The following is a 25,369-nucleotide window of genomic DNA, read 5'->3' as shown; positions in this document are numbered from 1 at the left end:
TCAATCCGGTCGGGTCAGGCGCGGGATGGCGAAGTCGGACTCGAAGACCAAGGTCGTCTTCCCGCCGCGTGAGGGCTTGATCGGACCGGTCAGAAGCCGCATCCCGAGCGCATCCCCCTTGGGGGTCTGCAAGGTGATCAGGGGCTTCAGATTGCTGGAGAACCAGCCGACGTCGCGCACCACCTTGATGGTCACGGGGTCGCCCAGCTTCCAGGTGATCGGCCGAGGGAACGTATACTGCCAGATCGGCCGCAAGGTATTGGGGATCACCGGCGAAGGTCCGTGCGTCACGCCGGCGACCTCGAGGACGACGGCCAGGTTCTTGCCGACCTCGGGGGGGAACTCGCCCCACTTCAGGGTCACCCGATATTGCCCGGGCGCGATGACCTTCTCCCACCAGGTGACGAACGTCTGGGCGTCCCGGGTGTAATGCCCGTCGGGGTGGTCTTGCAGATAGGACCGCAGTCGGGTGGCCACCTCGGCGGCGTCGTCGGGGTGGGCGACCCAATGGTCGTAGGCCAGCCTGTAAGAATAGGCGTCCCACTCGGCCAGGATCCGGTTCTTGGCTTCGGTGGCCTCGCTGATCGACTGGCCGCCGTCGCGGTGGGCCTTCAGGTAGTCGTCATAGCGCTCGATTCGCGCGGCGAAGCTGGTGCGGTGGTCGCGCGAGAACTGGCGGGCTCGCTCGATGTCGCGGTCGTCCACCTGCTTGACCGACCGCTCAAGGAGGTCGTTGGCCTCGCCCCGCCAGCGGCTGCGCGGGTGCTCGCTCATGAAGATCTGGGCGCGGGCGATCACGTCGGCCAGGTCGGCATTGGGCAGCTTCGACGCGCGGACCAGGTCGTCGATCAGGTCGCGCTCCTCCAGCGCGGCGCGGTCGTCCACCTTGCTGCGCATCGAGTTGATCAGGGCCAGGGCTTCATCCTTGTGGGCCGAGTCGGGGAACTCCCTCAGGAAGGCACGCGCCAGGTCCATCGGCTTCTCGGGCTGATCGGCCGCGGCCAGTGCGTCGGCCTTCAGGGCCTTCCAGCGTGCGTCGTGCTCGGCCTGGCTGCGGCGTTCCTCCACCTTCTTGATTGCCGGGGCGAGATCGGGCGACTGCACCTTCAGCCTGGTAAGCTGCTCGGTCAGGCCGGGGTCGGGAGCCCCGACCGTCTCGCGGACGTCAGCGGCCTTCACCCGCCATTCGGCAAGCTTGCGCTCGGCCCGCCTCGAGTAGGACGGCCAGAAGACGCCCATCGACGGATGCCAGGCGATCAGGTCTTCCCAGCGCTTGGCCACCGCGGGGGCCGCATGATTTCGCTCGAAGGTCGAGGCTGCCTGGAACCCCAGGGCGTCGTATCCCGCCACGCCAGCGACGAGGAGCCCCAGTGCGAGCACCAGCCTGGCCCCGACCCGACGATTGCGTCGCCGCCTGAGCGTGGCCAGCTTTGAGTGCAGCGTGTCGAGCCGCTCGGAGCGCGGGTAGCGTTGCTCGTAGGAGGCGACGCACCGGCTTAGCCTGGGGAGGTCGTCGGGGGCCAGGTCCCAGAGCCATTCCAGGCGTTCGTGGTCGCCGGCCTCGAGTTGTTCGGCCAGCCAGACCAGGGGGCCTTCCAGGCCCATCGGGTGAAGCTCGGCGGGGGGCCGGCCGCCGACGGCGCCGTGGCCGTAGGAGCTGACGGCGAACATGGCGCTGCGGGGGGCGTGGGTGCTCAGCAAGTGCCGGGTCATCCCGTAGCGGGCCTCGACCAGGTGCTCGACCACCGCGCCGTCACCCTCGTCCCGGTAGGGAACGCGGTCGAACTTGGTCAGGACCAGGGCGACCGGCCGGTCGGTGGTGGCGTCGTCGGACTTCTCGATGTACCGTTCCAGGAGGTTCTCCACCTCCTGCTGCCGCCGCCGGCGCTCGGCCGGGCTGGCGGGCCCCTCGGGGTCGAGGCAGAGCAGCACGGCGTCGCACTCGGCGAAGAAGGCCTGGATCGGCTCGTCGGAGCCCAGGGTGACGTGCTCCCCCTGGTAGTCCCGCACGATCAGGTCGAACCGCGCCCGGCCGTGGTAGAGCCGTAGACGCAGCTCGGTCTCGGCCAGGGTGCCGGCGGGGGGCTCGCCCGACTCGATCTGCGCGATCTTCTCGGCCAGGTATTCGGCGCTGGTGGCGTCGACGGCCGCCAGCCTGAGCCCCGGGATCTGGCCCGTCGACGCCTGGCGGTAGAACATCGCCAGCAGGGTCGTCTTGCCCACGTCCCGGTGGCCGAAGAGGGCGATGCGCCTGGGCCCGGTCAGCCGGGCTTCCAACGCGTCGAGATGGGCCTTGCGCCGGTTCGACATGCGACGGGTCCTACTCCTTCGGCCTCGTCCACCACCCGGGCGCAGACACCTTCGCCCGCCCCATCATCCCCCCATCGGTTCGTTCGCGTCTAGCGAAGATTGGGCATCCCTTCGAAGATCGGCGTCAGGTCGGACCCAGGTCCGCCGGAGTCGACCGACCCGCCGCTGGGCTGCGAAGGTTTGCCTCCCGGGTCGACGGGCACCGGGGCCCACGACGTGTATCGCGTGACTCTCTGGAGCACCTCGGGGTCGGACAATGCCTCGACATAGATCAGGTGGCGGAGTCCGCCGATGGAGTGCAGCTCCATCTGCTCGATCAGGCAGGTCTGATCCCCCAGCTTGCGCAAGTCATCCGGCCGCAGGCCGCTACGGCCGAGTGCCGACCTCACTCCCGTGTACTGACCCAGGCCATAAACCGCGAGCGCGTAGTCGAAGCGATTGAAGAGATTCAGCCAACCCTCGGTCATCCCCACCGCGTGCTGAAGCCGCTCGCCGGGGTTCATCCAGTGGTGGCCGACGGCGGCTTCCAGCGTCACGACACGCATGTGGAGGTCGGAGCGGCCCGATTCCAGCTGGATCGCGGGTTCCTTCAAGAACTTGGGGAGTTCAGCCCCCGAGAGCAAGTGCAGCGTGGTGAGCACCACACGCCCGCCGTCGCTCTGGCCCATTAGGCAGACTTTCGTCTCGGGAGGCGCCTCGCGCAGGAACATCGCCAGGTGCGAGCCGGCGATCCTCGACCGCCGGGCCTTCTCGTTCAGGTCGCCGACGAGGCCCGGGCGCAATCGCTCGCTCGGCCAGTCGAAGATCAGGAACAGGGCATCCGAAGTGAACCCGCCGCCGCCGGCCAGCTCGTCCCGCACCCGCAGCGCCTCGCGGGTCGACGCCTCATACGAGTAGTTGTTGCCGTGCACCAGGATGACGACCGTCCGCCCCGCCATCAAATTGAGGAGGGTTCTGGCAGGGGCGGGCTTGGGCGCACCCCCGGCCGGATCGATCTGGGAGACGTCCATCGTCCGCCAGAAATCCGAGTGGGTCGTCTGCTCGGAAGCGCGGGTGTGGACCATCCAGGTCTCCACCCCGGTCGACTCCGCCCCCGCCTTCCCGGGCGCCACGTCGTCCGGCCCCTTCAGCCTCGGCACTTCCAGCTCGGGCACCTTGCCGTTGTTGGCGAAGAGGAGGAAGCCCTTGGATTCCTGCGTGTCTCCCCCGGCCGCACGCACCCCGGGCGAGGCACACCCCGCCGACGTAATCAACATCAGCGCCGCCACCAAACCGGGCCCGGGTCCAGGGATCAGCCTCGTCCAGACCATCCTAGTCCCCGGGAATGTTGGCGGATCTCCCGGGGAATCCGGGGGAATCGGCAACTCTACCTCATGATCCAGATGGGAGCTCCGCCGCCGGATCCACCCACCCCTGGCTTCAACGGATCCGTCCGCGTGATCGCCAGCACCGGGTAAGTCCCCCTGATTATTCGGCCGGTTCATCCCGCGATGCCGGCCGCTGCACGCTACGCAACGTCGCCCGTGCGTTCCTCGCGGCCTGCAAGCTCAGATGATCCTCCGGCGTCGGCCCCGGATCGGTCACCATCAGGTCGATCGGCGAGAGGCTCGCCAGCCGGTCTTCCTGCTTCAGGATGATCTCGCCACCGCCCAGCACCTGGCGCAGCAACTCCCCGGTGCCCGGCCCCCGATTGAGCAAGACCAGCGGCAGGCCAGCTAGCCAGACCAGGTTGAGGAGCAGCGCCAGGACCGTCCAGGACGACAACCCCGGGGCGACGTAATAGAGCCAGGGCATCATGGCCTGCGTGAACGTGGTCGCGTTCAACACGGCAGGGACAAGATTCCCCCAGGGCTCACGCGCCGCGTAGGCAAGCCCCACGAGGATCGGCAGCAACGCCATGTAGCACGACAGAGCGCTCACCGAGCCGAACATCGGCCGAGAGCCTCCGCCCAGCTTGAAGGCGAGCGCCGCCTGATCGCCGGGGGCCAGCTTCAGGTCCACCTCGTTCGACCGCGACATCCCATATCGCACCTCGACCGTGTGAATGCCAGGCCGGACCCGGAACGCCCGATCCTTGCCCGCGATCGTGAGGCCGACCCTCCGGCCGTCGACGTAGACCGTCCCCGAGCCCACCGAAATCTTGCTCCTCGGATTCAGGCATCGGACGGAGATCGCCGTCCGACCGGAAGGCCGAAGTTCGGTGGGCATGGCTACGCTCCCCTCCCTCGGGCGAGGTCAGGGCGGACAGGTTTCGCCCCGACGATCCTCATCTGCTCATCCCACCCGCACCGACCGACGGAACGGCGCGCTGGCCAGGCGAGCCAGGCCGGTGAACGGGCGGAGGGCCCAGGCCACGGGCAGGCCGATGAGCACCATCGTGGCCAGCACGATCACGCAGCCGGCAAGGCCCATGCCCAGATATCGCGCCGCGGCGAAGTTCAGGCCGTAGGCGGCCAGGGTGCTCCCCACGGCCGACTCCAGCCCGCGCGTGGCCGCACCGCCCAGGCTCAGCCCTGCCTTGGCAAACTCGGCCACGGCGTACTCGGTCACGCGTCCGGCGGTGTCCACGAACTTGTCGGGGGCGGCCAGGAACGCCGCCAGCACACCCGCTGCGGCCAGCTTCCCTTTATTGGGAAGCACGGTCTCGGTGAAGAACTTCCAGCCCCCTCGGCCCGTCTTGCGAAGGACGTCGACCGAGCCTGGCCCTTCCTTCACAATCACCTCGGCCACGTCGTCGCCATAAACCCGCACGGCCGAGAGCCCTTCGGTGCCCAGGGCCCGGATCATGGTGTCGGCCTGTCCCGGATATCGCAGGGCCAGGCGCTGGGCGGCCTCGCCCACCTCGACGACCAGCCTCCGCTCGGCCGGGCTCAGGGCCGCGAAGGTCCGGACCATCTCGGGCTCGGGCTTCAGCAGGCGTGCGAACCGGGTCTGCATCAGGACGTCGGACGCGGGCTCGGCGGAGCGGCCGAACCGGGCGATGTCGTCATGACGCCGGGCAAGGCTCTCCAGGCTCTCGCCCGCCTCGCCGGCGAACAGTCGTCCCGCCGCCTTTGTCGAGGCCGTCGCGCCGTCTCCACCCCGGGCCGCCACCCGCCCGCCGGCCTTGGCCTCGCGGACGACTTCCTGGACCACGTCATCCAGCCAGCCTACCTTGCCCGCCTGCGCCGTTCCGATTGGAACGAGCGAGATCAGGAGGCTGGCGACGAGGAGCTGGGAACGGTAAGTCCTTCGCAACGACCTTCGCACCGATCGCGGGATCGGGACCACCATGGCCAGGAGACCGACGACGAAGATCGTGAACATCCGGCCCCAGCGACTTTTCTGAGCATGATCGAACATCGTGACGGTCCTCGATTCGGGCTCGGTTCGTCTCGGGCCGGCCGTTTGGATTCGTGCAAGCGCTGGCGGAAGGGGGCCGTTGTCGGCCAGTTGCGGCGGATCGGCCCCTTCATGTCTTCGCCCGGGGCCGCTCATTCTCTGGCAGAATCCGACCAGGCCGGCCCTCAATCCCGGCTGCGAGGCAACCGGAGACGATGCGTGCGGCGGTCGCTCTTCTTGCCTGACATGGTACGCCAAGCTCGAAGGCAAACAAATCCCGATCGTCGACGCCCCTCACACGGGTGCCGGGCCTTCGATCCCGGTCCATCCATCAATTCTACAGCCTGAAGTCGCCCGCGGCAGGCTCGAGAGTGCGAGCCCTCGACTTTCTCTATCGCCAACCACCCAGACCTCGCTGGAGCCGCATGGCCGAGACAAGGCGAATCGCGGTTTTCGGATGAGTGAGAGCCAGGTCGAAGCGGGGACAGGCGATGCCACCTCAATGCTTCCGACCGTCGGCGAGTTTGATCAGTTCCACTGCTTCCGGCGACGCGCGGCCACGATGCACGCCGCTGCGCCAAGTGTCCAGATGGCGACGGAGGCGGGCTCCGGGACGGGCTCGGGCGAGGAGAGCCCCGAGGCGAAGGAGACCTGATAGCCGAGCGAGCCCAGGGAAGTCCCGTCAGCGAGAGTCACCCCGAGCAGGCTCAGGCGGAGCCTGTGATCGACGTCGCCTCGATCGTTGCTGTGCGCCACCGCAAAGGATGAGGCTTCAAGTGAGAGTGAGAACGGTGCACTCAGGCCCGCAGCGTTCACGGGCAAATCAATGTGAAAGCGGCCGACCGGGGAGTCGGGACCGGCGGAGTCGAATCTGGGTAATTCTGTATCCCGCCAATAGTCACGGAGATTGAACGTCTTCTCGTTCGCCACAACCGTGGCCGGTCCGAAGCGAAAATATTCATTCCAAAAATTGCCTTGATCGGATTGACGGTTGAATTCAATTCCGAAATGGAGCTGGACTGAGTCGGGGATCGCCATCCCCTGCGGCGGCGAGATGGTCAAGAAATCTCCACTCCACCGGGCCGAGGCCGTGGCGGCTCCGCCGTGGACGCTCGTCCCTTCGATCGTGCCGGGGTTCTCGGCATACGCGTGTGTGTCTACGGAAAGGAGATTGTCGGGTGAGCCGCCGGCGGCGGCGGAAGCCTTGCCGGAGGCATTGACGAAACGTCCGCCAATACTCCCGTAGTCGTAAGCACCGCGATATTCGACCTTCCGAGACCAGGCGTCGGACGCCGATGCGGTCGCACCAGTCTCAGTCGTCGCCCCGGCCGTGGCGGATGCGCCGGACCAGGTCGAGATCGCGGCGCCGCTTGCCGCGGAGCCCTCTGACGCGAGGCAGACACCGAGCCCGAGGGCCAGCGAGGCCCATCGATATGAACAATCGGTGAGCATCCCTGCGGCACTCCCGGGCTCCGCCCGATGCGTACTCTTCGACGATCAGTCGCGACAAAAGTCCGGCAATCTAACGACTTCATGATCCCCGTCAAGGCTGCAATCAATCACATTCAGTCCCGTGAATTTCTCTCGGGGCCAAGGCCTCGAAATCGGCCGGGAAGTCTCGAGTGCAGGGGGTGGGATTCGCACCCACGGCTCCGGGGGATTAGCCCGGCGAGTTGCCTACTACTCCACCCCTACAAAGCAAACCGGCAGCAGCAGGGTGGCCGGCGGCACCCGAACGGCTTGATCAAGGCTTCTTGGGCGGCGGCGTCGCCTTGACGGGAGTCGCCTTCGGGGGCGTTCCCTTCTTCGGCTTCTTCGTTTCCTTACTCTGCGAGTTATTGCCCTTCCCCATCGTACCTACCTCGGTTCAAGAGCGAGAACTGGCCCAGGTTCCACCGGTCAATGATACCACGGCGACGCAGCAGCGTCAGGCCATCCGGTCGCAAGGAGACCGCGTCTGGCCTGACGCTGCCGGGTTGTAGAGGCGGGGGAATGTCGCGGGCACCTCACGACCTAGCCGTTGAATATTCTCGATGCGACGCTGCGCCCGAGGTTCGCGAGGTGCCCCCAATGCCATTAACGTCGGCGAACGCGAGTCAGGCCGAGAAGGGCGGGCCGGGCCGGTCTCGCGAGGCTCGGGACCGCGGCGACCCGGGCGAGATTCGGCGGGACGTGGATCCGGATGACGACCGGGTTGGAGACGGCATATTCGGTGATGGGAGTCGTCGCCGTGCCGGTCGTCGGGGCGATGGCGGCCGTCCCAACCTGGGTCACGGTCCCCGTTGTCGGGTTGATCGTGCCCGACCCATTCGTCACGGCCCCGCCCCGCCCGCTCTCGGTGGCGGAACCGGTCTGAGTCAGCGTGCTGGTCGTCGCCCCGATCAGCCCGCCGCCACCATTGAGGGTGCCGATCAGGGCGCCGAGCGTCCCGCTTCCTGTCTGTGCGAATGTTCCGGTCGATGCGCCGAGTGTGCCCGACTGGCCCGTCAAGGTGCCGGTCGATGCGCTGATCGTTCCGCCGGCGAGCAAGACGGTGCCGTTGATGGCGCCGATCGTGCCTGGGGTCGCCCCGACGGTGACCGGAGTTCCGGCCGGGACGGTCAGGGTGCCCTCCAGAGCCGAGAGCGTCCCGCCGACCGTCGTGATGGTTCCGTCGGTGAGCGTCAGCGTGGTCCCCGCCGCCGTGACGGTCGACCCGCTGATCCCGCTGACCGTCGTCCCCGCGGGGATCGTGAACTGCCCCGACAGGTTGCTGATCGTGCCGTTGGGGTTGGCGATCGAGGCGGACAGGTTCGTGAGCGTGCCCGCGTTAATCGTCAGCGAGCCGCTGAAATTCGTCAGCGTGGTGGCATTGATCGACTGGTTGCTGTTGAGACCGGAGAGCGTCGTGCCGTTGATCGCCAGGTTCGAGGTGATCGAGCCGGAGGCCGTCTCGAACGCGACGAGCGTGTTCGTGTCCTTGCGGATCAGGCTCGGCAGCTGGAACGAGGCCTTGTACTGGCCGAGGCTATTCGGCCTGACTGTGGCGAGCGGAAGGCCGCCGTTGATGATCTGGCCCTGGCTGTCCTGGGCATAAATCGACACGGTGACATCCAGCCCCTGGGGCGGCTGAGCCACACCCCTGACATGGATGACCGATTTCTGCGTGACCGCGAACTCACCCTGCCCATAGGGTCTGACGCCCGGAGACCGCTCGACCTGGAGAGTCGGCTGGGCATTGATCAGGACGCTGAGCAGGTTCCGCGACTCGAGCGTTTCCAGTTGGCCCAGCGAGGGCCGAATGCGGCCTGACGTGCGGCGGGCGAGATCGGACATGAAAGGAGTGCTTTCATATGAAGAACAACTCCTCCTGTGGAATTGCTCAGGCCCGATCCATCGAACCGTGTTGGCGCTCGCACCGATAACAATGCGTTACTCATCGGTCCCGAGTTACTCGGGACTTCAATGCCAAGCTTCGCCAGCCCGAGAATTTCGGCGTGAGCGAGTCCCATCGACGCACGGAAATGCGAGCCGCTCGCCAACGGGGATTCAAATGGGGCGGCACCCCGCCGGCGGTCAGGCGTGGAAGGGCGGAGGATCGCGTGGTTGGATGATGAACGTCGGTGCGTACCTCGCCCCGCCACGTTGATGCCGAGTTCGCGCCAGTCGGGGGCGGACTCGGAAGATCCCGCCGGGATCGTGGGACGCGGCGAGTGTTCAGTCGGCCGATTGCTGCGGCCTGCGGCTGGCCAGGTGCTCTTCCATCTTCTGGAACCCGACCACGCCCACGCCGGCCATGGCGCCTTGCTTGGCCAGGTAGCTGAGGCCGCTGGCGGGGGGGATGGCGAGGAGGGTCTCGCCGGTGGAAGTGAGGAGGCGGCGGGGAGCCCAGGTGCTCAGCTTCATCCCGGCTTTTTCGCAGAGGGGGCGGCCGAGGTCGGCCACTTCGAGGAGGGTCATGCGGGGCAGGGCCTCGGGGAGGCGGCGGAGGACCTTGTAGGTTCCCCCGGCCATCCGCACGGCCCACCACTTCGAGAGCTGGCCGGCGGTGGTCTCGGCACCCTTGCGGCCGAGGGCCTTGGTGGCGACCTCGCCGGCTTGCTCGGCGGCTTCCCGACCGACGGTCTTGGCCGCCTCTCTCACGGCGACCTTTACCTCGGCCCTCGCGGCCTCGGCGGCGACGGCCCCTTCGGGCTGGATGGCGGCTAGGCTCAGGACGTCGACGACCACGAAGGCCCCGTCCATCAAGGCGAAGGAGAGTTCGCCGGTCGTGGGGGAATGGCCCCGGACCAGGACCGAGCCCAGGTGGAGCAGGTCGTAGAGGGGCAGGAACTGGCGGAACTCGACGCCGGACTGGTCCAGCTCGGCCACCCGCTCCAGGCCGTCCTTCTTGATCAGGCGGATCGTCGCCTGGCCGTTCTCGCCCGAGACCGCTAGCACCGAACGCGCTAGATTTTCCGTCAGCGTCCGGTCGGTCTTCGACCGCAAATAGGCGAGGGTCTCGGGGCCGGCGTCGGCGCGGGCCAGGGGGGGGATGACGGCGGCACCGTGGTCGCGGAGGATCTCGCGGAAGTCGGGATCGATGGCGTACTTGTCCAGCATCGCGAGGGCCATCGTGCCGTGCACGGCCAGGGCCTCGACGGCCCGGTTTCTCAGGGTGTCGTCGGCGTAGTCGCCGTAAACGACGTCGGCGGCGTCGGGGCCCGCCTGGCGCAGGGCCTTTTCGCCCATGGCGCCGTGCTCGACGACCAGGCGGAGGGCGTCGGGGCTGCCCCCGACAAGCTCGGTCAGGCCGGCCGCGGCGACGTGCCGGAGGTGGCCGGCCAGGGCCTCGGGCCGCAGGGTCCGACTTAGCTGGTCGACATAGTCGGCGTTCACACGCAGGACGATTAGGGCCTGGTCCAGCGGCATGGCGTCGTCGAGGGCGAGGAGCGTTTCGCCGTAAAGCTTGACCAGGGCGAACCCTTCCATGCCTCGCTTGCGGAACGCCTCGATCGCCAGCGGCCCGTGCGTGTCCAGTGTGCGCAGGGCCGCCCGCAGGCCTGCGGAGCCCGGTTCCAGGCTGATGAAGTCGAGCAGCATCAGCGAATCGCCCAACTCCTTGGGCTCGCCCTGCTTGCGCGTGATCAGCTCGGTGACGCCGGTCGGCTCGGCCAGGATCAGCGGGAGCGCCGCCGGATATTTGGACGCCGCCCTGCGCTGGGCGGGGCTGAGGTGAGCGATCTCGGAGATCAGGATCGAGCGGTCGGTCTCGTCGGCCCGCTTCAGCCCGAAGTATTCGCGCCAGTGCAGCAGCAGGTCGGCCGCTGCGTCGCCGTCCAGGGCGTCTCGCAGGCGACGGAACTCCTTGGGGTATTTCTCGTAGAGGAAGATCGCTTCCAAGTCGAGGCGGTCCAGCAGGGCGAGCCCCTCGATCCCGTCGGTCCGCTCGACCGCGAGGGCCGTCTGGCGGTACTTGTCCCAGGTCCGGTCGACCAGCCCTTGGCTCTTGGTGCCGGCGTACCTGGCCCGCAGCGAGGCCCCGTCATCCGGGGCCGCCGGGGCGTCCAGGCCGGGGCTTCGAGCTCCATCGCCCGCCATGGACCCGTTCCCGGAGTGACCCGGGGATCCCTTCAAGGCGAGCTTCGACAGCACGCCGAGGGCGGCCAGCAGGGCGACGACGGCGAACAATCGCTTCATCGAGCGGGTCCCATGGAATCGAAAGTTCAAAGGGCCCAGCAATGCAAGTCGGTGCGAAGCAAGGATGTCGGTCGAACGAGCCGGGCCCGGGTCGTGCTCGAACCGGCCGTCGCCGGGGTCTCTCGGGGGGGGGCGAGGCCCAGTCGGGCTTCGTCCTCTCCTTGGGCGGCCCCCGCGATTGTCCGATACCCTCGCTCGGCCGTCAATTCGGCATCCGGCCGACCGCCCGGTCTCTCGAGGGGCGTGGGGGCCATCATCTTTAGAGTAGATCGGCGGCCGGGACACGAAATTGTCGACCAATTTGCGACCAAATTCACAAGATGGTGCGATTGCTCAAGTCTTGCGGGCTCGGCCTCGTGCCCGATCGCCAGGCCCGTTGCTCCTGCCGGTCCGCGACGGACTGGGCGTCGGCGTTGCGATTTTGCTAACGTGCCAGGGATCCGGGGCGCGATGCGCGGGCCCCGGGTCCCTCTCCCCACCTCACCTCGCGCCCTCTGCCTCTCGACGACCGGAGCTAACTCCCTTGACCATCCGATTGGCCGAGCCGTTTGCCAGGGTGCGGACGAAGATCGTGGCCACGGTCGGGCCAGCCTCGCGCAGCCCGGAGACCCTGGGCGAGCTCATCAATGTCGGTGTCGACGTCTTCCGCCTGAACTTCTCTCACGGCACCCACGACGACCACACCGAGACCCTCGCCCGCATCCGCGACGCCTCCGCCGCGGCCGACCGCCTCATTCCGGTGCTCCAGGACCTCGGCGGCCCCAAGATCCGCCTCGGGGTGATCCCGGGAGACTCCGTCGTCTGTGCCCTGAATGACGTCTTCACCCTGGTCCGCGACCGCACCGAGGACGATCCCAGGCAGCTCACCTGCACCTATCGAGAGCTGCCCGACGACCTGAAGGTGGGCGACCCCCTACTGTTCGCCGACGGCGCCGTGGCGATGATCGTCACGGCCGCCGAGCCCGGCCGCGTCAAGCTGTCGGTCACCCTGGCCGGCATTATCAAGACCAAGCAGGGGATCAACCTCCCCGGCGCCGCGCTCAAGGTCGAGGCCCTCACCCCCAAGGACCTCCTCGACCTCGACTGGACCGCCGCGCACCAGGTCGAGTACGTCGGCCTCTCCTTCGTCCGCCGCGCCGAGGACGTGACCCGCCTGCGTGCCGAGCTGGCCGCGCGCGGCTGCCACGCGCGCATCATCGCCAAGATCGAGAAGCCCGAGGCGGTCGACAACCTGGCGTCGATCATCGCCGTCTCCGATGCCGTGATGGTGGCCCGCGGCGACCTCGGCGTCGAGATGGACGTGGCCCGCGTGCCGGCCATCCAGAAGCAGATCATCTCCGCCTGCCACCGGGCCCGGGTGCCGGTCATCACCGCCACCCAGATGCTCAACAGCATGGAGCAGTCGAGCCGCCCCACCCGCGCCGAGGCCACCGACGTCTTCAACGCCGTGCTCGACGGAACTGACGCGGTGATGCTCTCCGGCGAGACCGCCGCCGGCCTCTACCCCGTCGAGGCCGCCTCGACGATGAGCCGGATCGTCACCGAGGCCGAACGCCACCTCTTCTCGGGCGAGTACGGCGCCCGCGACCACACCCCCGCCTACGCCTCTCCGGCCAACGCCATCCCGAGCAATGCCAACCTGGTCCTCGCCGACGCCATCGAGGACGGGCCCAGCGCGTCCAGCAAGATCACACCCATCACCGAGGCGCTCGCCGAGGCCGCCAGCCTGGTCAGCCGCAGGCTCGACGCGGCGCTGCTGGTCGTGGCCACCCGCTCGGGCCGCACCGCCCTGACCCTCTCCAAGCTCAGGCACGCCACTCCCACCATCGCCCTGGCCGACACCCTCGAGAATGCTCGCGCCATGGGTCTCTTCTGGGGGGTCACCGCGCTGCACGTCCCCGGGATCGTCGACGGCCAGCATGCCATGAAAGTGGCCATCGACTGGGCCAAGGCCCGCAACCTCGTCGAGAAGGGCGACTGCGTCGTGCTCGTCCGGGGCTGGCTCCCCAGCACCACCGTCCACAATGCCCTGCTCGTCGACGTGATCTGACCGGATCGGATCGTTGATGGGAATGACGGCCCGATCCACGCGAACGAGGCCATTCCGCCGGCTCCCGCTTGCGCGACGCCGTTGACCGCGACAGGCCGCATCACCGGCGATCCGTCGCGACCCCTGCGTCCCGTCCCGCGGTCCAATTCCAGGTTCGATCGAATCGATTCTGCTGGGGCCAGGGTGCTATCGCCTCAATGGCCCCATCGGCTTGACCATTTGCGGTGCTATGCTCGGGCAGGCGACCCGCCCATCCCGCGTCCACGGCGCCGTCGACGCGGGCGGGCGAACGAGGACGACCGCGAGCCAACGACGAGGTGCCCCACGTGCGACGAACGACACCCCGTAAGAGAAGGCCGAGCCTCGAGTGGCTCGAGACACGCGCCGTCCCCGCGCTCGTCGCCCTGATCGACACCGGCGTCGACCTGTCCGACCCGGCCGACTACCCGTACTACGACTTCACCGCCGCCTACGACGCCAACGCCAAGCAGACCGCTGCGCAGGCCGGGAACTCGGTCGTCCAGGACACCAGCCTCCAGCACGGCCACGGCTCCACCGTCGCCGACAACATCATCCGGGGCATCCTCGACACCAAGGCCCAGCCCGGCGCGGGCTCCGCAGACGTCAAGATCATGCCCATCCGGGTCACCGCCGGCGGCAGCTCGATCAGCCCCACGGCCATCGTCCGCGGCGTCTACTGGGCCGCCGACCATGGCGCCGATGTCATCAATATCAGCATCATCACGTTCAACAGCGACATGTACCTGGTCGACTCCTCCGACCCCCACTCCGACTCCTCGCTCTCGCAGGCCATCCAGTACGCCGAGGCGCGAGGCGCCCTGGTCGTCACCGCCCCGGGCAACAACGGCTTCGGCTCCAGCCAGGGCGGGCAGGACATCGACGCAAGCGGCGCCTACATCATGCCCGCCTGGGCCGATGATTCCAGCCTGAACGGCCTGGGCACTTCGCCCGGCAATGTCCTGGTCGCCGCCGCCGTCGACTCGCTGGGCAACCTGTCGGCGCCCTCCAATTACGGGGCCGTGCACGTCGACTTCGGCGCCCTGTCCAACTCCTCGGGCGCCACCTCCTACTCGGCCGGCTACACTTCGGGCGTCGCAGGCACCATCGCCGCGCTCACCCCGTCGTGGTCGGCCGCACGCCGCGCTACCCTGCTCAAGCAGACCGTCCAGCCCCACGCTCAGTCGGTCGGCGCCTGGTCGTCCACCGGCGGCAACCTCAACCCCGCAGGCGCCGTCGCCTCGCTCAATCTCAGCACCCCCTACGCCGACCGCACCGCCCTGGCCGGCGGCATCGTCACCTCGCGCGGCGACAACGGCCCGGGAGAGGGCAGGGCATCCGCCTTCGACAACAAAGCGTCCACGAAGTGGCTCGACTTCTCCGGCGTCAGCTGGCTCCAGTACCAGTTCGCCGGCAACACCTCCTACGTCATCGATCAATATTCCATCACCAGTGCCTCCGACACGTCGAGCTATCCCGGCCGGGCTCCGAAGAGCTGGTCGTTGAAGGGTTCGAACGACGGGGTGAGCTGGACGACGCTTGATACTCAGACGAACCAGGCGAACACGTCGAGCCTGGGGACCCGGACGTACAGCTTCAGCAACGCGACGGCGTACCGGATCTACCGGCTGGACAACATCGCCAGCAACGGCGACTCGATCATCCAGCTGGCCGAAGTCCGGCTCCGCGGCCCATCGTCGGTCCCCGTGGCCACCGGCGTTCGGGTCGACCGCACCGCCGTGCCCGACATCGTCGTCTCCGCCCGAGGGGACAACGGCACCGGCGAAGGCCGCGCCAAGGCGCTCGACAACAACGCGTCGACGAAGTGGCTCGACTTCTCCGGCAGCAGCTGGTTGCAGTACCAGTTCGCCGGCGCCTCGGCCTACGTCATTGATCAGTACACGCTGACGAGTGCCTCCGACACGTCGAGCTACCCCGGCCGGGCTCCGAAGAGCTGGTCGTTGAAGGGTTCGAACGACGGGGTGAGCTGGACGACGCTTGATACTCAGACGAACCAGGCGAACACGTCGAGCCTGGGGACCCGGACGTACAGCTTCAGCAACGCGACGGCGTACCGGATCTACCGGCTGGACAACATCGCCAGCAACGGCGACTCGATCATCCAGCTCGCCGAGTTCCGCCTGTTCGGCCCCTCAGACGGCGCGCAGGTCGTCATCCCCGCCGGCCCGCAGCCCACCGAGCTATCCCGCAACAAGGCCACCTACGCGTCGAGCGTCGAGGGGGCCGGCTACGGCGCCAACCTCGCCGTCGACGGCAACTCGTCCACCCGCTGGTCCAGCGGCCAGTGGATGCAGCCGACGAAGAACGCCTGGATCTACGTCGACCTCGGCGCGACCTACAAGATCAGCGAGGTGTCCCTGATCTGGGAGGCCGCCTACGCCGTGAACTATCAGATCCAGGTCAGCAACGACGCCCAGAACTGGACCACCATCCGCTCGATCACCGGCAACTCCAGCGCCGGCTACACCGACCAGTCCGGGCTCTCGGGCAGCGGCCGGTACGTCCGGATCTACGCCACCGCCCCCGGCCCCGCTTCCAACTATTCCCTCTACGACCTCAAGATCTACGGCATCGCCTGAGGCCCCCGTCACTTCCCGCGACGTTTAAGCACGTTGTTCGCGATCGTCCGGGCTCGACGTCGTGGCGGAACTCTCCCTGGCGCCCTCGGCATCGATCGGCTGGCAGCGCACGGCCGACTCCAGGGAAGCTCCGCTCCAGGTTACGGCACACGCAATCGCGGCGGCGATGAGTCCTGTCGAACCGAGCCCCATTCCGATGCTGAAGGCGATCAACGTGGCCAAGGCCGGCATGCACCCGTCGGCGAGGTTCAAGTTCGCGGCGCATCCAACCCATCCGAGATAGATCAGAGGCAATCCCGCGAGAGCGAGCCAATCGCCTCGCCAGATCGCGTACACAAGCAACACGACCGCGACCCCGACGGGTGTCCGCAACGTGCGTCGATCGAACTGGTACGCGATCAAAGTGGGCACTCATTTTATTGATGTATCGAGGTGGCCAAAATGGCTTGAACGAGGCCGGTAGGCCTTCTGGATTCAGGCCCCGGCGCCGGCACGCAGGCGGACCGGGCCCGGCCGGGAGCAACGCACCGAGATTTGCTGCCGGACCTGGTCGAGTGTGACGACGGCCTGCGGGTCGCCGTCGACCGTCAGGGTTGTCCCGCCGGGGAACAGGTGAGCGGGGGCGTACACCAGGGTCTCGCCCAGCTCGGGCCGGCTGTCCCATGACAGGGTCAGGCAGCCCGACTCGCGATCGAACCGGAACTCGGTCGGCACGCCGGCGACCGCCCTGGGATAGGGCCTCCAGACGAAGTTGGGCCGAAGCGTCCCCGACGGGTCGATGATGTTGAAGTCCTCGCCGTTCCAGCCGTCCTTGTCGATCGCGTTCCAGCCCGGCGTGACGTTCCACTGCGTGCCCGAGGCCAGCCTCGCGTCGAGGTGGTCGTGCAGATAATCCATGTACGCACCGGCATTCGTGGCATCCCCCTGGATGCCGAACTCGCCCAGAAACAGGGGCGCGCACCACTCCTCGGCCTTCGCCTCCATGTTGGCGAAGGCCCGGTCGATGGGCCCGGTCCGAGACATCCAGCCGTTCAGCACGATCGTCGCCGGCAGATAGTAATGCGGGGCGTAGGCCGCATTGCCCACCTCAGGGCGTGGCAGGTTCGACTGGTACCCCGCGTTCGTCGTCAACTGCCCCTCGAAGAAGAGGATGGCCCAGGGGTGTGCCGACCGGATCGAGGCCGCCGCATCGCGATACAGCGGCAGAAGCTCGCGACGCTCGTTGCCCCAGGGCTCGTTCAGGACGTCGTAGCCGATCACCCCGGGGTTGCTTGAGAACCCCGCCGCCACCCGCCCGACCATCGCCAGGAATCGGGTCCTGACGCCGTTGCGGTCGCCGAAGAAGTCGTGGAACGACCGGTACGTCGTCGGGTCGGTGGCCATCAGGATCGGCCAGTTCTTGCGGCTCGGATTATTGTCCGGTGTGGAGAGCCGGCCGCGTGGCGAGACGGCCCAGGCCGGAAACCCATCCCCGGCCCCATGCGACGCATACCGCGAGAACCCGTCCTGGTGGAAGTCGACGATCACGTGCAGCCCGCGAGCCCAGGCCGCCTCGGCGATCCCCCGCATCTGGTCGAGGTAGTCTTCTCGATACTCGCCCGGGCAGGGCTCATACGCCTCCCAGATGAAGATCAGCCGCACCGCGTTCATCCCCAGCGCCGCCATCCGATCCAGGTGGATCGTGTCGGTCAGCGGGACGAACGGGGGGACCTTGGACGTGCCCGACAGGTTCGCCCCGCGCAGCAAGACCACCCGGCCCGACCCGTCGACAAAATGCCGCCCCTCCGCCCGCAAGGTCGGCACCAGGTCGCCAGGCTGCTGCCCGTTGGCCTCGCCGCAAGATGCCGCGAGGCCGATCGCGAGCACCATGAGGAAGTCGGACAGGCGGGCGTGCCGGACGCTCGGCGTCTGAATCGGACCGCGGGCGAAGTCATCTGACATGCGATGCCTGTTTGCCTCTGGTCGCCTCGCCTACGCCGCGGGAGGGCTGCGGCCGGCGAGGAGACACCCTTTGGGGGGAGACGAGTCGACGGGGACCGCCGAGAACGATGGCCTGCGAGGCGTGCGGCGACCGCAATCCGCCCCGCGCCGGCCCGTCACCCTCAAAGGATGGCAATCAGAATGCCGATGGGTCGCGTTCGGACCTCGATTCCCGCGCGATCAGCGGGCCTGGAAGGAAAGGGTAGGTTGGATGGCTGCCCACCCGTTCCCGACCCGGCGATGAAGCTCGCCCAAGGTCGAACCCCCACGCGGGGCGGCCACGAGCTGGCATCCCCGGGTGGCAAGCCATTGCGCAGTCTGCGCGGGGAGACCGACGCCCGCGCGCATGAGAAGGCGCTCAGCCGGCCGAACTCATCGCGGCGCCGGGCTGGATGCCTTGGTTGACGCGCGGGGCGCACTGCACGCGGTCGCGTCCCAGGACTTTCGACCGATCCAGGGCCACGATCGCGGCCATGTGCAGGGCCTGGGCGTCGTGGGCGCATTCGGGGTAGCTGGCCACGCCGACGGTCACCGTCAGGGCCGGCATGTCCTCCCGGTGGCCGTTGGCCTTGGACACCAGCGCACGCACGGCGTTGGCCACCGTCTGGCTGTCGGCGGCCGAGGCGTTGGGCAGGATGGCGGCGACCCGGCCATCGGGCAGCCTCATCACGATGTCGCTCGCCCGCAGCGCGGTGCGTACCGCCGTCTCCGCACGGCGGACGGCCTCGTCGGCCACCGCGGGCCCGTTCAATTGTCGGATCGCGTCGAGCAGGTCGATCTGGACGTAGAAGAGCGTCGCCGGCTCGTGCCGGCGGTCCGACTGCACGAGCATCGGCGACAGCACCAGTTCGAACACGCTGTCGGTGACCTCGGGCGTCTCGCCGTCGATCCTCCCCGCGGCGCGCCCGGGCGTGCCGGCCATGGCCGCCGCGGCCAGTGTGGCCAGGGTCTTCAGCCGGGCGATCACCTCGGGGCTCGCATGGAAGGAGGGGCTCGGCTCGACGGTCAGCTTGCCGTAGGTCCGGCCCCGGATGGCCAGCGGGAATTGCAGCCGCTCGGCGGTCGGGGCGTTCTGGGTCTCCGCCACGGTGGCCGGTGCCGTCCGCGTCGTCGAGGCCAGGGGCGGGTCGGGCGGCGGCCAGACGGACGACACGCGGAAGGCCCCCTCGCCGCGCGTCAGGGTCGCGCTCGCCCAGCCGCCGACCATCCCCTGGGCCACCCTGGCCAGGCCCGCGGCCAGCTCGCCGCAGTCGCGCACTGAGGTTAGCACCCCGGCGAAGTCGGCCATCATGTGCTCGGTCTCGGAGACGTCGCGGGTTCGCCGCGACAGCCCGATCCGGTCGGCCACGCGATGGATGGCGCTGCGGTACGCGGGCCTGCCCTCGGCCGGGTCGCCCGATCCTGGTCGCTGCGTCTGGATGTCGATCATCGGTCCTCGATTCGGCTTGAGTCCTCCCGCAGCGTCGGGCGGGCCCCGCCTCCCGCCATCTCAAGGGCAAACCTAGGTCACGTCGGCGACGTCCGCACGCGTTTGACCTTGCCCGCGCGACGAAAAATCATCAACATGCCCGGCGCCCTGGCAGGAACGGCCCCGCCGCTCTACCCCGGGTGCGCCCATGGATGGGCCGATCGCGGCGAACTTGACCGGGCGAGGCCACCCAGCTCGCCGCGGACCGGAAAGGACTCCCGTCATGCGCACGCGCCCCCCGCGCCTCGCGCCCGCCGCGCTGGCCCTGCTGCTTCCGCTCTCCCTCTGCCTGCCCGGTTGCGGCCTGATGGGGGCCAACATGCGCCCCGCCTCGGACAACCCCATCGTCGCCCCCTCGTCCGACTTCGAGACCACCTGGAAGGCGGCCGTCGCCAGCGTCGACGAGTACTTCGACATCGCCAGCGAGAACCGCCTCTCCGGCAAGATCGTCACCCAGCCCAAGGCCGGCGCCACCCTGCTGGAACCCTGGTCGGGCGACTCCGTCGGCTTCCGCGAGCGGTTCGAGTCCAGCCTCCAGACCATCCGCCGCTTCGCCATCGTCACGGTCAAGCCCGCCCCCGCCGGCGGATTCGCCGTCAAGGTCGAGGTCTTCAAGGAGCTGGAAGACCTCATCAAGCCCGACCGCCAGAACGCCGGCCGGGCCGTCTTCAGCAACGACTTCCCCGTCAATCGCTCCCGGGAAATCGTCGGCCCCGTTCCCCTCTCCGTCCAGTGGATCCCCCGAGGCCGAGACCCGCTCCTCGAACGGGCCATCCTCGCCAAGATCCGCGACAACCTCTTCCTGCCCTGACGGGACGAGGTTTGACGCCGACGGATTTCGCCCGGAGCGCTCTTCGCCCGGGTGGCGCGGGAAAAGGGACCGGCTCAGGGAAAATTGCAGGTGCCCGTCCCACGTCTCTCGCGGGCCAAGTTAAGCCTGGCCATTCGTCGGCACACTGGCAATCTTCGCCAGAATTCCTGCCGGTTTTGTTTCGCAATTGCAACTGATAGGACAGCTAAAGCCGTTGACGACCGGCCTTGCACCTATCTCTGACAAAAGTCATCAGGAAAGTTCAGTCCCGAGCCTGTCACGATTCTCTCATGTCTTACGAATTTCATGTTGAGAACGATCGTCTTGATCTTGCGGCTTTGTTGTTCTAGTGTTCAACACCGCGTCGTTCATTCAACGGCAGGTGACGGCGATCATCGCTTGTATTTGCATGCTCTCATTGTGTGAAGGATCGAATTTCCAGGCTCGTAACGAAACGAAGCCATTGAGCTGCGGCAAAACGAACCCATTGTGGGCGTAAGCGATGGTCCAATCTCGAGTTGTAACAGGTCAGCCGCCGAATTGATTCTGATCTGTGCGAAACGAAGCCATTCAACGGGCGCAGAACGAAGCCAATGAGGGCGTTTGAAGGGCGATGCAGGCGGGTGAGCGGCAGATGGGGCGAGGGGGTTCTTTGGCAATTCGAGGCGAGGGGGCCGGGAGTCAGGCCCGGCGTTGACCTGCCAGCGGTGCGCGGCGGGTGGGAAGCGGCAAGCGAGAGATGGGAAGGTTAGGGGAGGGGCGAGGCCCGCTCCCCGCCCCGGCGTCGATTCGCCGGGGGGGAGAGTTCGCCGTGTCGACGGTCCGGGCGGCGATGGGGGGTGGGCGCGTGGAAGGGCTGCGATCGGTCCGGGCCGGCGGCTCGGGCGATCGGTCGGCTGAGCAATCCGCGGGGGATCGGTCAGTAGGCGTTGAAGGTCCAGTACGCCCCGGCACCGGCGAGGCCGATGGCGGTGATCGTCGGGTCGAGCAAGGCCGCCCGGTGCGCCGGGGAGGCCATCCACATGGCCCCGATGGAGGCGTAATTGCCCATCGCGGAGTTCTGCCTGCGGGCGGGTCCCATGACGTGATGGCCCATGCCCCGGGCGTTCTGCTGGCCGTTGTTGGCGGCCGCCCACGCTTCCAGGTTGGGGTCATAGCCGACGGGGCCCAGGCCGTAGGAGGCTCGGGTCGAATTCAGCCAGTTGGTGAATCCGTACGAGTCGCCCGACGGTTGGGTCGCAGCTGCCGGCGCCGGGGCCGCCGCGACTGCCGGTGCGGCAGCGGGCTGGGCCTGCGTCTGGTAGGTGGCCGGCTTGGCCGCGACGTAGGTTTGCACGGCCTGGGCGGGGGCTTGCTGGGCCACCGGCTGCTGGGCCGCGGGATAGTAATAATAGGCCGGCTGCGCGGGTTGGGCCGCCGGGTAGGTGTAGTACGTCGGTTGCTGCGTCTGAGCCGGATAGACGTACTGGGCGGCAGGCTGGCCTGCGTAGCGGTAGGTCACCGCCTGGGCGGAGGCATCGTTCGCCCCCATGGCCAGCAGCCCGATGGCCACCGTCGTCGCGATAAGAGATAGGGCAGAAAAGCCGATACGGCGACGTGGCAGGTCATTGGTGCGAAGTGGCAACGTCCAGAACTCCCTCGACCCGACGCGGCCCGGCTGCAAACTTTGCGAGCCAAGTCATGGGCAGCTTCGAGGGAACGCTCGACCTTCTGCCTCAATCCGTGAAGCGATCCGCCTGTCCTGGGCGAGCAAGGTGACCGTCCCGGTTCCCCCGAGAGTCACGCGTCGTCGGAGCCACCTTGCCCCCGTCGAACTTCGATTGCAAGTCCAAATTTGGAGAATCTGGGCAAACTAATTTGGCCTTTTCGGTCGGGTCAGCGTGCGGAAATGGGTTGAATAGTCTGTCTGATTTCCGCCGATCTGGATCTCAAAACTATGGTTCTGTTCCGGTTCCGTGTCCTTCGTCGATATGCCGGGATGATGCGAACGCGGGATGCGTGCATGGGTCCGCAGGTGCGTTCGAGCGGGCCCAAATCGGGCCGAAATGGCTAAAATTCCGGATATTCAGCGGCCCACGCCGTACAGCCGGTGGGCATGAATGTACGCCTCGACCCCGCGCGGGACCTGATAGCGGATCCCCTTGCCTTGCCCCATGCGGCGCCTGAGGTCGCTGGAGGCGATGCCGATCGGCGGGATGCTGACATGCACGATCGGCCTGTCGCCAGGCCCGAGCCCGGGGGGAGTCGGCGGCAGGTCGGCACCCGGCCGATTGACCGCCACGAGGGTCGCCAGCTCGGCGATCCGCCCCGGCTGACGCCAGCCGGGCAGGTCGACCAGGCTGTCTCCACCGATCAGGAAAAATAGGTCGTCATCCGGCCGGGCAAGCCGGATCGTCTCCAGGGTCTGCACACTGTAATGAGGCCCGGGGGTGTGGGCCTCGATCTCGGAGACCGAGAACGCGGGGTTGCCGGCCACGGCAATCCGGACCATCTCCAGCCGGTCGGCCACCGGCGTCCGGCCGCCCGGCGGCTTGTGAGGCGGGGCGCCGGCCACGACGAACCAGACCTCGTCGAGCTCGCAGGCCTCGCGGCACCACTCGGCCAGGATCAGGTGCCCCAGGTGGATCGGGTCGAATGTCCCGCCGAAGACTCCCAGTCGCATCGAGGGCTCGACCTCAGGCTAAGGACCAATGGCCGCCCCTCCCACGGGGCCCCGGCCGGAATTGTCTGGACAAACGTGCAATGCTAGACTGAGTCGCGTGACCCCGGCCAGCCCGGCACGGGGCGAAGGGGGGGAGGCCGGGGCCCGAACGTCGGACGTTAGGGCCGGATCATGAGTTCTGTCAACGGCAAACACCAAGGGGCATGGTTCGGCGTCGACGAGGTGCCCTTGCGCGCGGCCGGCGGCCCGTTCGCCGGGGTGGTCTTCAACCGCCCGCTGGACACGGCCTATTCCTACCGGGTGCCGGCCGGCCTAGTGCACGCGATCTGCCCCGGGCAGCGGGTCCGAGTCCCCCTGGGCCGGGGCGATACCCCGACGGTCGGCTACTGCGTCAGCCTGTCCGACCTGGCCCCCGACGGGCTCGAGCCCGGCCGGGTCAAGGATGTGCTGGAGGTCCTGGACGACCCTCCCCTGATCGACGCCCCGATGCTCGAGCTGACCCGCTGGATGGCCGGCTATTACGCCTGCTCCTGGGGCCAGGCGCTCGACGCCGTCGTGCCCGCGGGGGTGAAGAAGCAGGCCGGCACGCGCGTCTGGACCTGCCTGACGGTGCCCGAGGAGGTCCGCCTGGCGGGCATCCCCGAGGGGCTCCCGCCCAAGCAGTCGGAGGTCCTGGCGATCTTGCTGGCCGCCGAGGGGCCCTTGACCCTGGCCGACGCCTGCCGCAGAGGCCGCTGCACCACCGGGCCGGTGATCGCCTTGCGCAAGCGTGGCCTGATCCACACCGTCAAGCGTCGGCTCCCCCCGGCGACGGCCGCCGAGGGCGACACCACCGGCGGATCGCCCGCACCGCCGGCGCTCACCGACGAGCAGGCCGAGGCCCTGCGCAACCTGGAGCCGGCGCTGTCCGGGGGGGGCTTCGCCACCTACCTGCTGCACGGCGTCACCGGCAGCGGCAAAACCGAGGTCTACCTCAGCGCCATCGAGCGTGTGGTGGCCCGAGGCATGGAGGCGATCGTCCTGGTCCCCGAGATCAGCCTGACCCCGCAGACGATCCGCCGGTTCAAGCGGCGGTTCCCGCGCGTGGCGGTCCTGCACAGTCACCTCTCGGACGCCGAGCGCCACCGGCACTGGAAGAGCATCGCGGCCGGCGAGATCCAGGTCGTCGTCGGTGCCCGATCGGCCGTCTTCGCCCCGGCGCGGCGGCTCGGCCTGATCGTCATCGACGAGGAGCATGAATCGACGTTCAAGCAGGAGTCTGTCCCCCGCTACCACGCACGGGACGTCGCCGTGAAGCGGGCCCAGGCGCTGGGGATCCCGGTGATCCTCGGCTCGGCCACCCCCGCGCTGGAGACCTGGCAGAACGCCGAGCTCGGCCGGTTCAGGAAGGTCACGCTCTCCAGGCGAGTGGCCGACCGGCCCATGCCCGAGGTCGCGCTCATCGACATGCGGAGCGAGCCCATGCGAGACGGCGCCCTGAGCCAGCCCCTGCGCACGGCGATGACCGAGGCCCTGGACGACGGCGGCCAGGTGATCCTGCTGCTGAACCGACGCGGGTTCAACACCTACGCGCTCTGCCAGAAATGCGGCGTGGTGAAGTGCGACTCGTGCGACGTCGCCATGACCTTCCACAAGGGGAGGCAACTGCTCGTCTGCCATATGTGCGACGCCGAGCGGCCCAGGCTCGTCGCCTGCCCGTCGTGCCGGACCTCCACGCTCTTCTACGGCGGCATCGGCACCGAGCGGCTGGAGCGCGAGGTTCGCACGCTCCACCCCGACCAGTCGATCCGGCGGATGGACTCCGACACGATGCGCACGCCGGGCAGCCACGAGCAGGTGCTCTCGGCCTTCCGAGCCGGCGAGGTCCGCATCCTGCTGGGAACCCAGATGATCGCCAAGGGGCTCGACTTCCCCGACGTGACCCTGGTCGGGGTCATCGACGCCGACACCAGCCTGCATTTGCCCGACTTCCGCGCCTCGGAGCGGACCTTCCAGCTCGTCGCGCAGGTCGCCGGCCGCACGGGGCGCGGCGACCGCCGCGGGCGCGTGCTCGTCCAGACTCATTCGCCCGACGTCCCGGCGATCCGCTGCGCCATGACGCACGACTACCTCGGCTTCGTCGCCGGCGAGTTGCCCTCCCGCAGGCAGTGGGGCTTCCCCCCTTACGGCCGACTCGTCCGGATGATCGCCCGCGGGCCGAATGACCACGCGGTACGCGACTACCTCGACGGCCTGGCCACGGTCCTGCGGGATGCTTCGCCCCCGGGGCAGATCAAGCTGATGGGGCCTTCGCCGGCGCCGGTGGAGAAGATCAAAAACCTCTTCCGCCACCATCTCAAGCTGCGGGCGGCCGGGCCAAGGCCGCTGCAAGACCTGCTCCGTGCCTGCGTGGGGGCCATGGAACCGCCGCCGGGCATCGAGCTGGCCGTGGACGTCGACCCGATCAGCCTGCTTTAGGGCCCGTCAATGCGCCGGATTCTGTGCCCCGCCG

15 protein-coding genes and 1 tRNA gene are annotated in these 25,369 nt (G+C 68.2%); 4 read left to right on the top strand and 12 right to left on the bottom strand.

Going from position 1 to position 25,369, the window contains the following annotated elements:
* From EP7_RS27255 to EP7_RS27220, 8 genes are all read right to left on the bottom strand, one after another.
* Positions 1-2,310 carry a TRAFAC clade GTPase domain-containing protein gene (locus EP7_RS27255; protein ID WP_463525411.1) on the bottom strand — a complete coding sequence of 770 codons (2,310 nt, stop codon included), beginning with the start codon at positions 2,308-2,310 and terminating at the stop codon, positions 1-3.
* Between the two features lie 89 nt (positions 2,311-2,399).
* Complete coding sequence (locus EP7_RS27250) at positions 2,400-3,620, bottom strand: alpha/beta hydrolase (protein ID WP_463525410.1); 1,221 nt, start codon at positions 3,618-3,620, stop codon at positions 2,400-2,402.
* Between the two features lie 157 nt (positions 3,621-3,777).
* Positions 3,778-4,518, bottom strand: a complete 741-nt coding sequence (locus EP7_RS27245; protein WP_463525409.1) for a hypothetical protein — start codon at positions 4,516-4,518, stop codon at positions 3,778-3,780.
* A 66-nt stretch (positions 4,519-4,584) separates the two neighbouring features.
* The gene (locus EP7_RS27240) at positions 4,585-5,652 is read right to left on the bottom strand and encodes a hypothetical protein (protein ID WP_463525408.1); all 1,068 of its coding nucleotides are present in this window, start codon (positions 5,650-5,652) and stop codon (positions 4,585-4,587) included.
* A gap of 507 nt (positions 5,653-6,159) precedes the next feature.
* On the bottom strand, positions 6,160-7,083 hold the full coding sequence (locus EP7_RS27235; protein ID WP_463525407.1) for a hypothetical protein: 924 nt from the start codon (positions 7,081-7,083) through the stop codon (positions 6,160-6,162).
* 171 nt (positions 7,084-7,254) lie between these two features.
* A tRNA-Ile gene (locus tag EP7_RS27230) sits at positions 7,255-7,326 on the bottom strand.
* Between the two features lie 381 nt (positions 7,327-7,707).
* On the bottom strand, positions 7,708-8,946 hold the full coding sequence (locus tag EP7_RS27225) for a hypothetical protein (RefSeq protein ID WP_463525406.1): 1,239 nt from the start codon (positions 8,944-8,946) through the stop codon (positions 7,708-7,710).
* A 381-nt stretch (positions 8,947-9,327) separates the two neighbouring features.
* Complete coding sequence (locus EP7_RS27220) at positions 9,328-11,289, bottom strand: hypothetical protein (protein ID WP_463525405.1); 1,962 nt, start codon at positions 11,287-11,289, stop codon at positions 9,328-9,330.
* Between the two features lie 523 nt (positions 11,290-11,812).
* Here EP7_RS27220 and pyk point away from each other — a divergent pair.
* Both pyk and EP7_RS27210 read left to right on the top strand, forming a co-directional pair.
* Complete coding sequence (gene pyk, locus EP7_RS27215; RefSeq protein WP_463525404.1) at positions 11,813-13,339, top strand: pyruvate kinase; 1,527 nt, start codon at positions 11,813-11,815, stop codon at positions 13,337-13,339.
* A gap of 326 nt (positions 13,340-13,665) precedes the next feature.
* Entirely contained in the window at positions 13,666-15,957 is a 2,292-nt protein-coding gene (locus EP7_RS27210; protein ID WP_463525403.1) for a discoidin domain-containing protein, read from the top strand.
* Positions 15,958-16,431: 474 nt separating this feature from the next.
* On the opposite strand, the gene EP7_RS27205 is transcribed toward EP7_RS27210, so the two are convergent.
* On the bottom strand, positions 16,432-17,898 hold the full coding sequence (locus EP7_RS27205) for a cellulase family glycosylhydrolase (protein WP_463525402.1): 1,467 nt from the start codon (positions 17,896-17,898) through the stop codon (positions 16,432-16,434).
* A 397-nt stretch (positions 17,899-18,295) separates the two neighbouring features.
* Positions 18,296-19,366, bottom strand: a complete 1,071-nt coding sequence (locus EP7_RS27200; RefSeq protein WP_463525401.1) for a diguanylate cyclase domain-containing protein — start codon at positions 19,364-19,366, stop codon at positions 18,296-18,298.
* 262 nt (positions 19,367-19,628) lie between these two features.
* On the opposite strand from EP7_RS27200, the gene EP7_RS27195 reads away from it, so the two are divergent.
* Positions 19,629-20,216 carry a hypothetical protein gene (locus EP7_RS27195; protein ID WP_463525400.1) on the top strand — a complete coding sequence of 196 codons (588 nt, stop codon included), beginning with the start codon at positions 19,629-19,631 and terminating at the stop codon, positions 20,214-20,216.
* A gap of 919 nt (positions 20,217-21,135) precedes the next feature.
* On the opposite strand, the gene EP7_RS27190 is transcribed toward EP7_RS27195, so the two are convergent.
* Positions 21,136-21,840, bottom strand: coding sequence for a CAP domain-containing protein (locus EP7_RS27190; protein WP_463525399.1), 705 nt, complete (start codon positions 21,838-21,840; stop codon positions 21,136-21,138).
* 441 nt (positions 21,841-22,281) lie between these two features.
* On the bottom strand, positions 22,282-22,878 hold the full coding sequence (gene nadD, locus EP7_RS27185; RefSeq protein WP_463525398.1) for a nicotinate-nucleotide adenylyltransferase: 597 nt from the start codon (positions 22,876-22,878) through the stop codon (positions 22,282-22,284).
* A gap of 171 nt (positions 22,879-23,049) precedes the next feature.
* On the opposite strand from nadD, the gene priA reads away from it, so the two are divergent.
* On the top strand, positions 23,050-25,335 hold the full coding sequence (priA, locus tag EP7_RS27180; RefSeq protein WP_463525397.1) for a replication restart helicase PriA: 2,286 nt from the start codon (positions 23,050-23,052) through the stop codon (positions 25,333-25,335).
* Positions 25,336-25,369 lie beyond the last annotated feature (34 nt).

This window comes from Isosphaeraceae bacterium EP7 (assembly GCA_038400315.1).
Taxonomy (GTDB): domain Bacteria; phylum Planctomycetota; class Planctomycetia; order Isosphaerales; family Isosphaeraceae; genus EP7.
The sequence above is the reverse complement of the archived record's forward strand: the minus strand, read 5'-3'. Positions and strand labels throughout refer to the sequence as shown.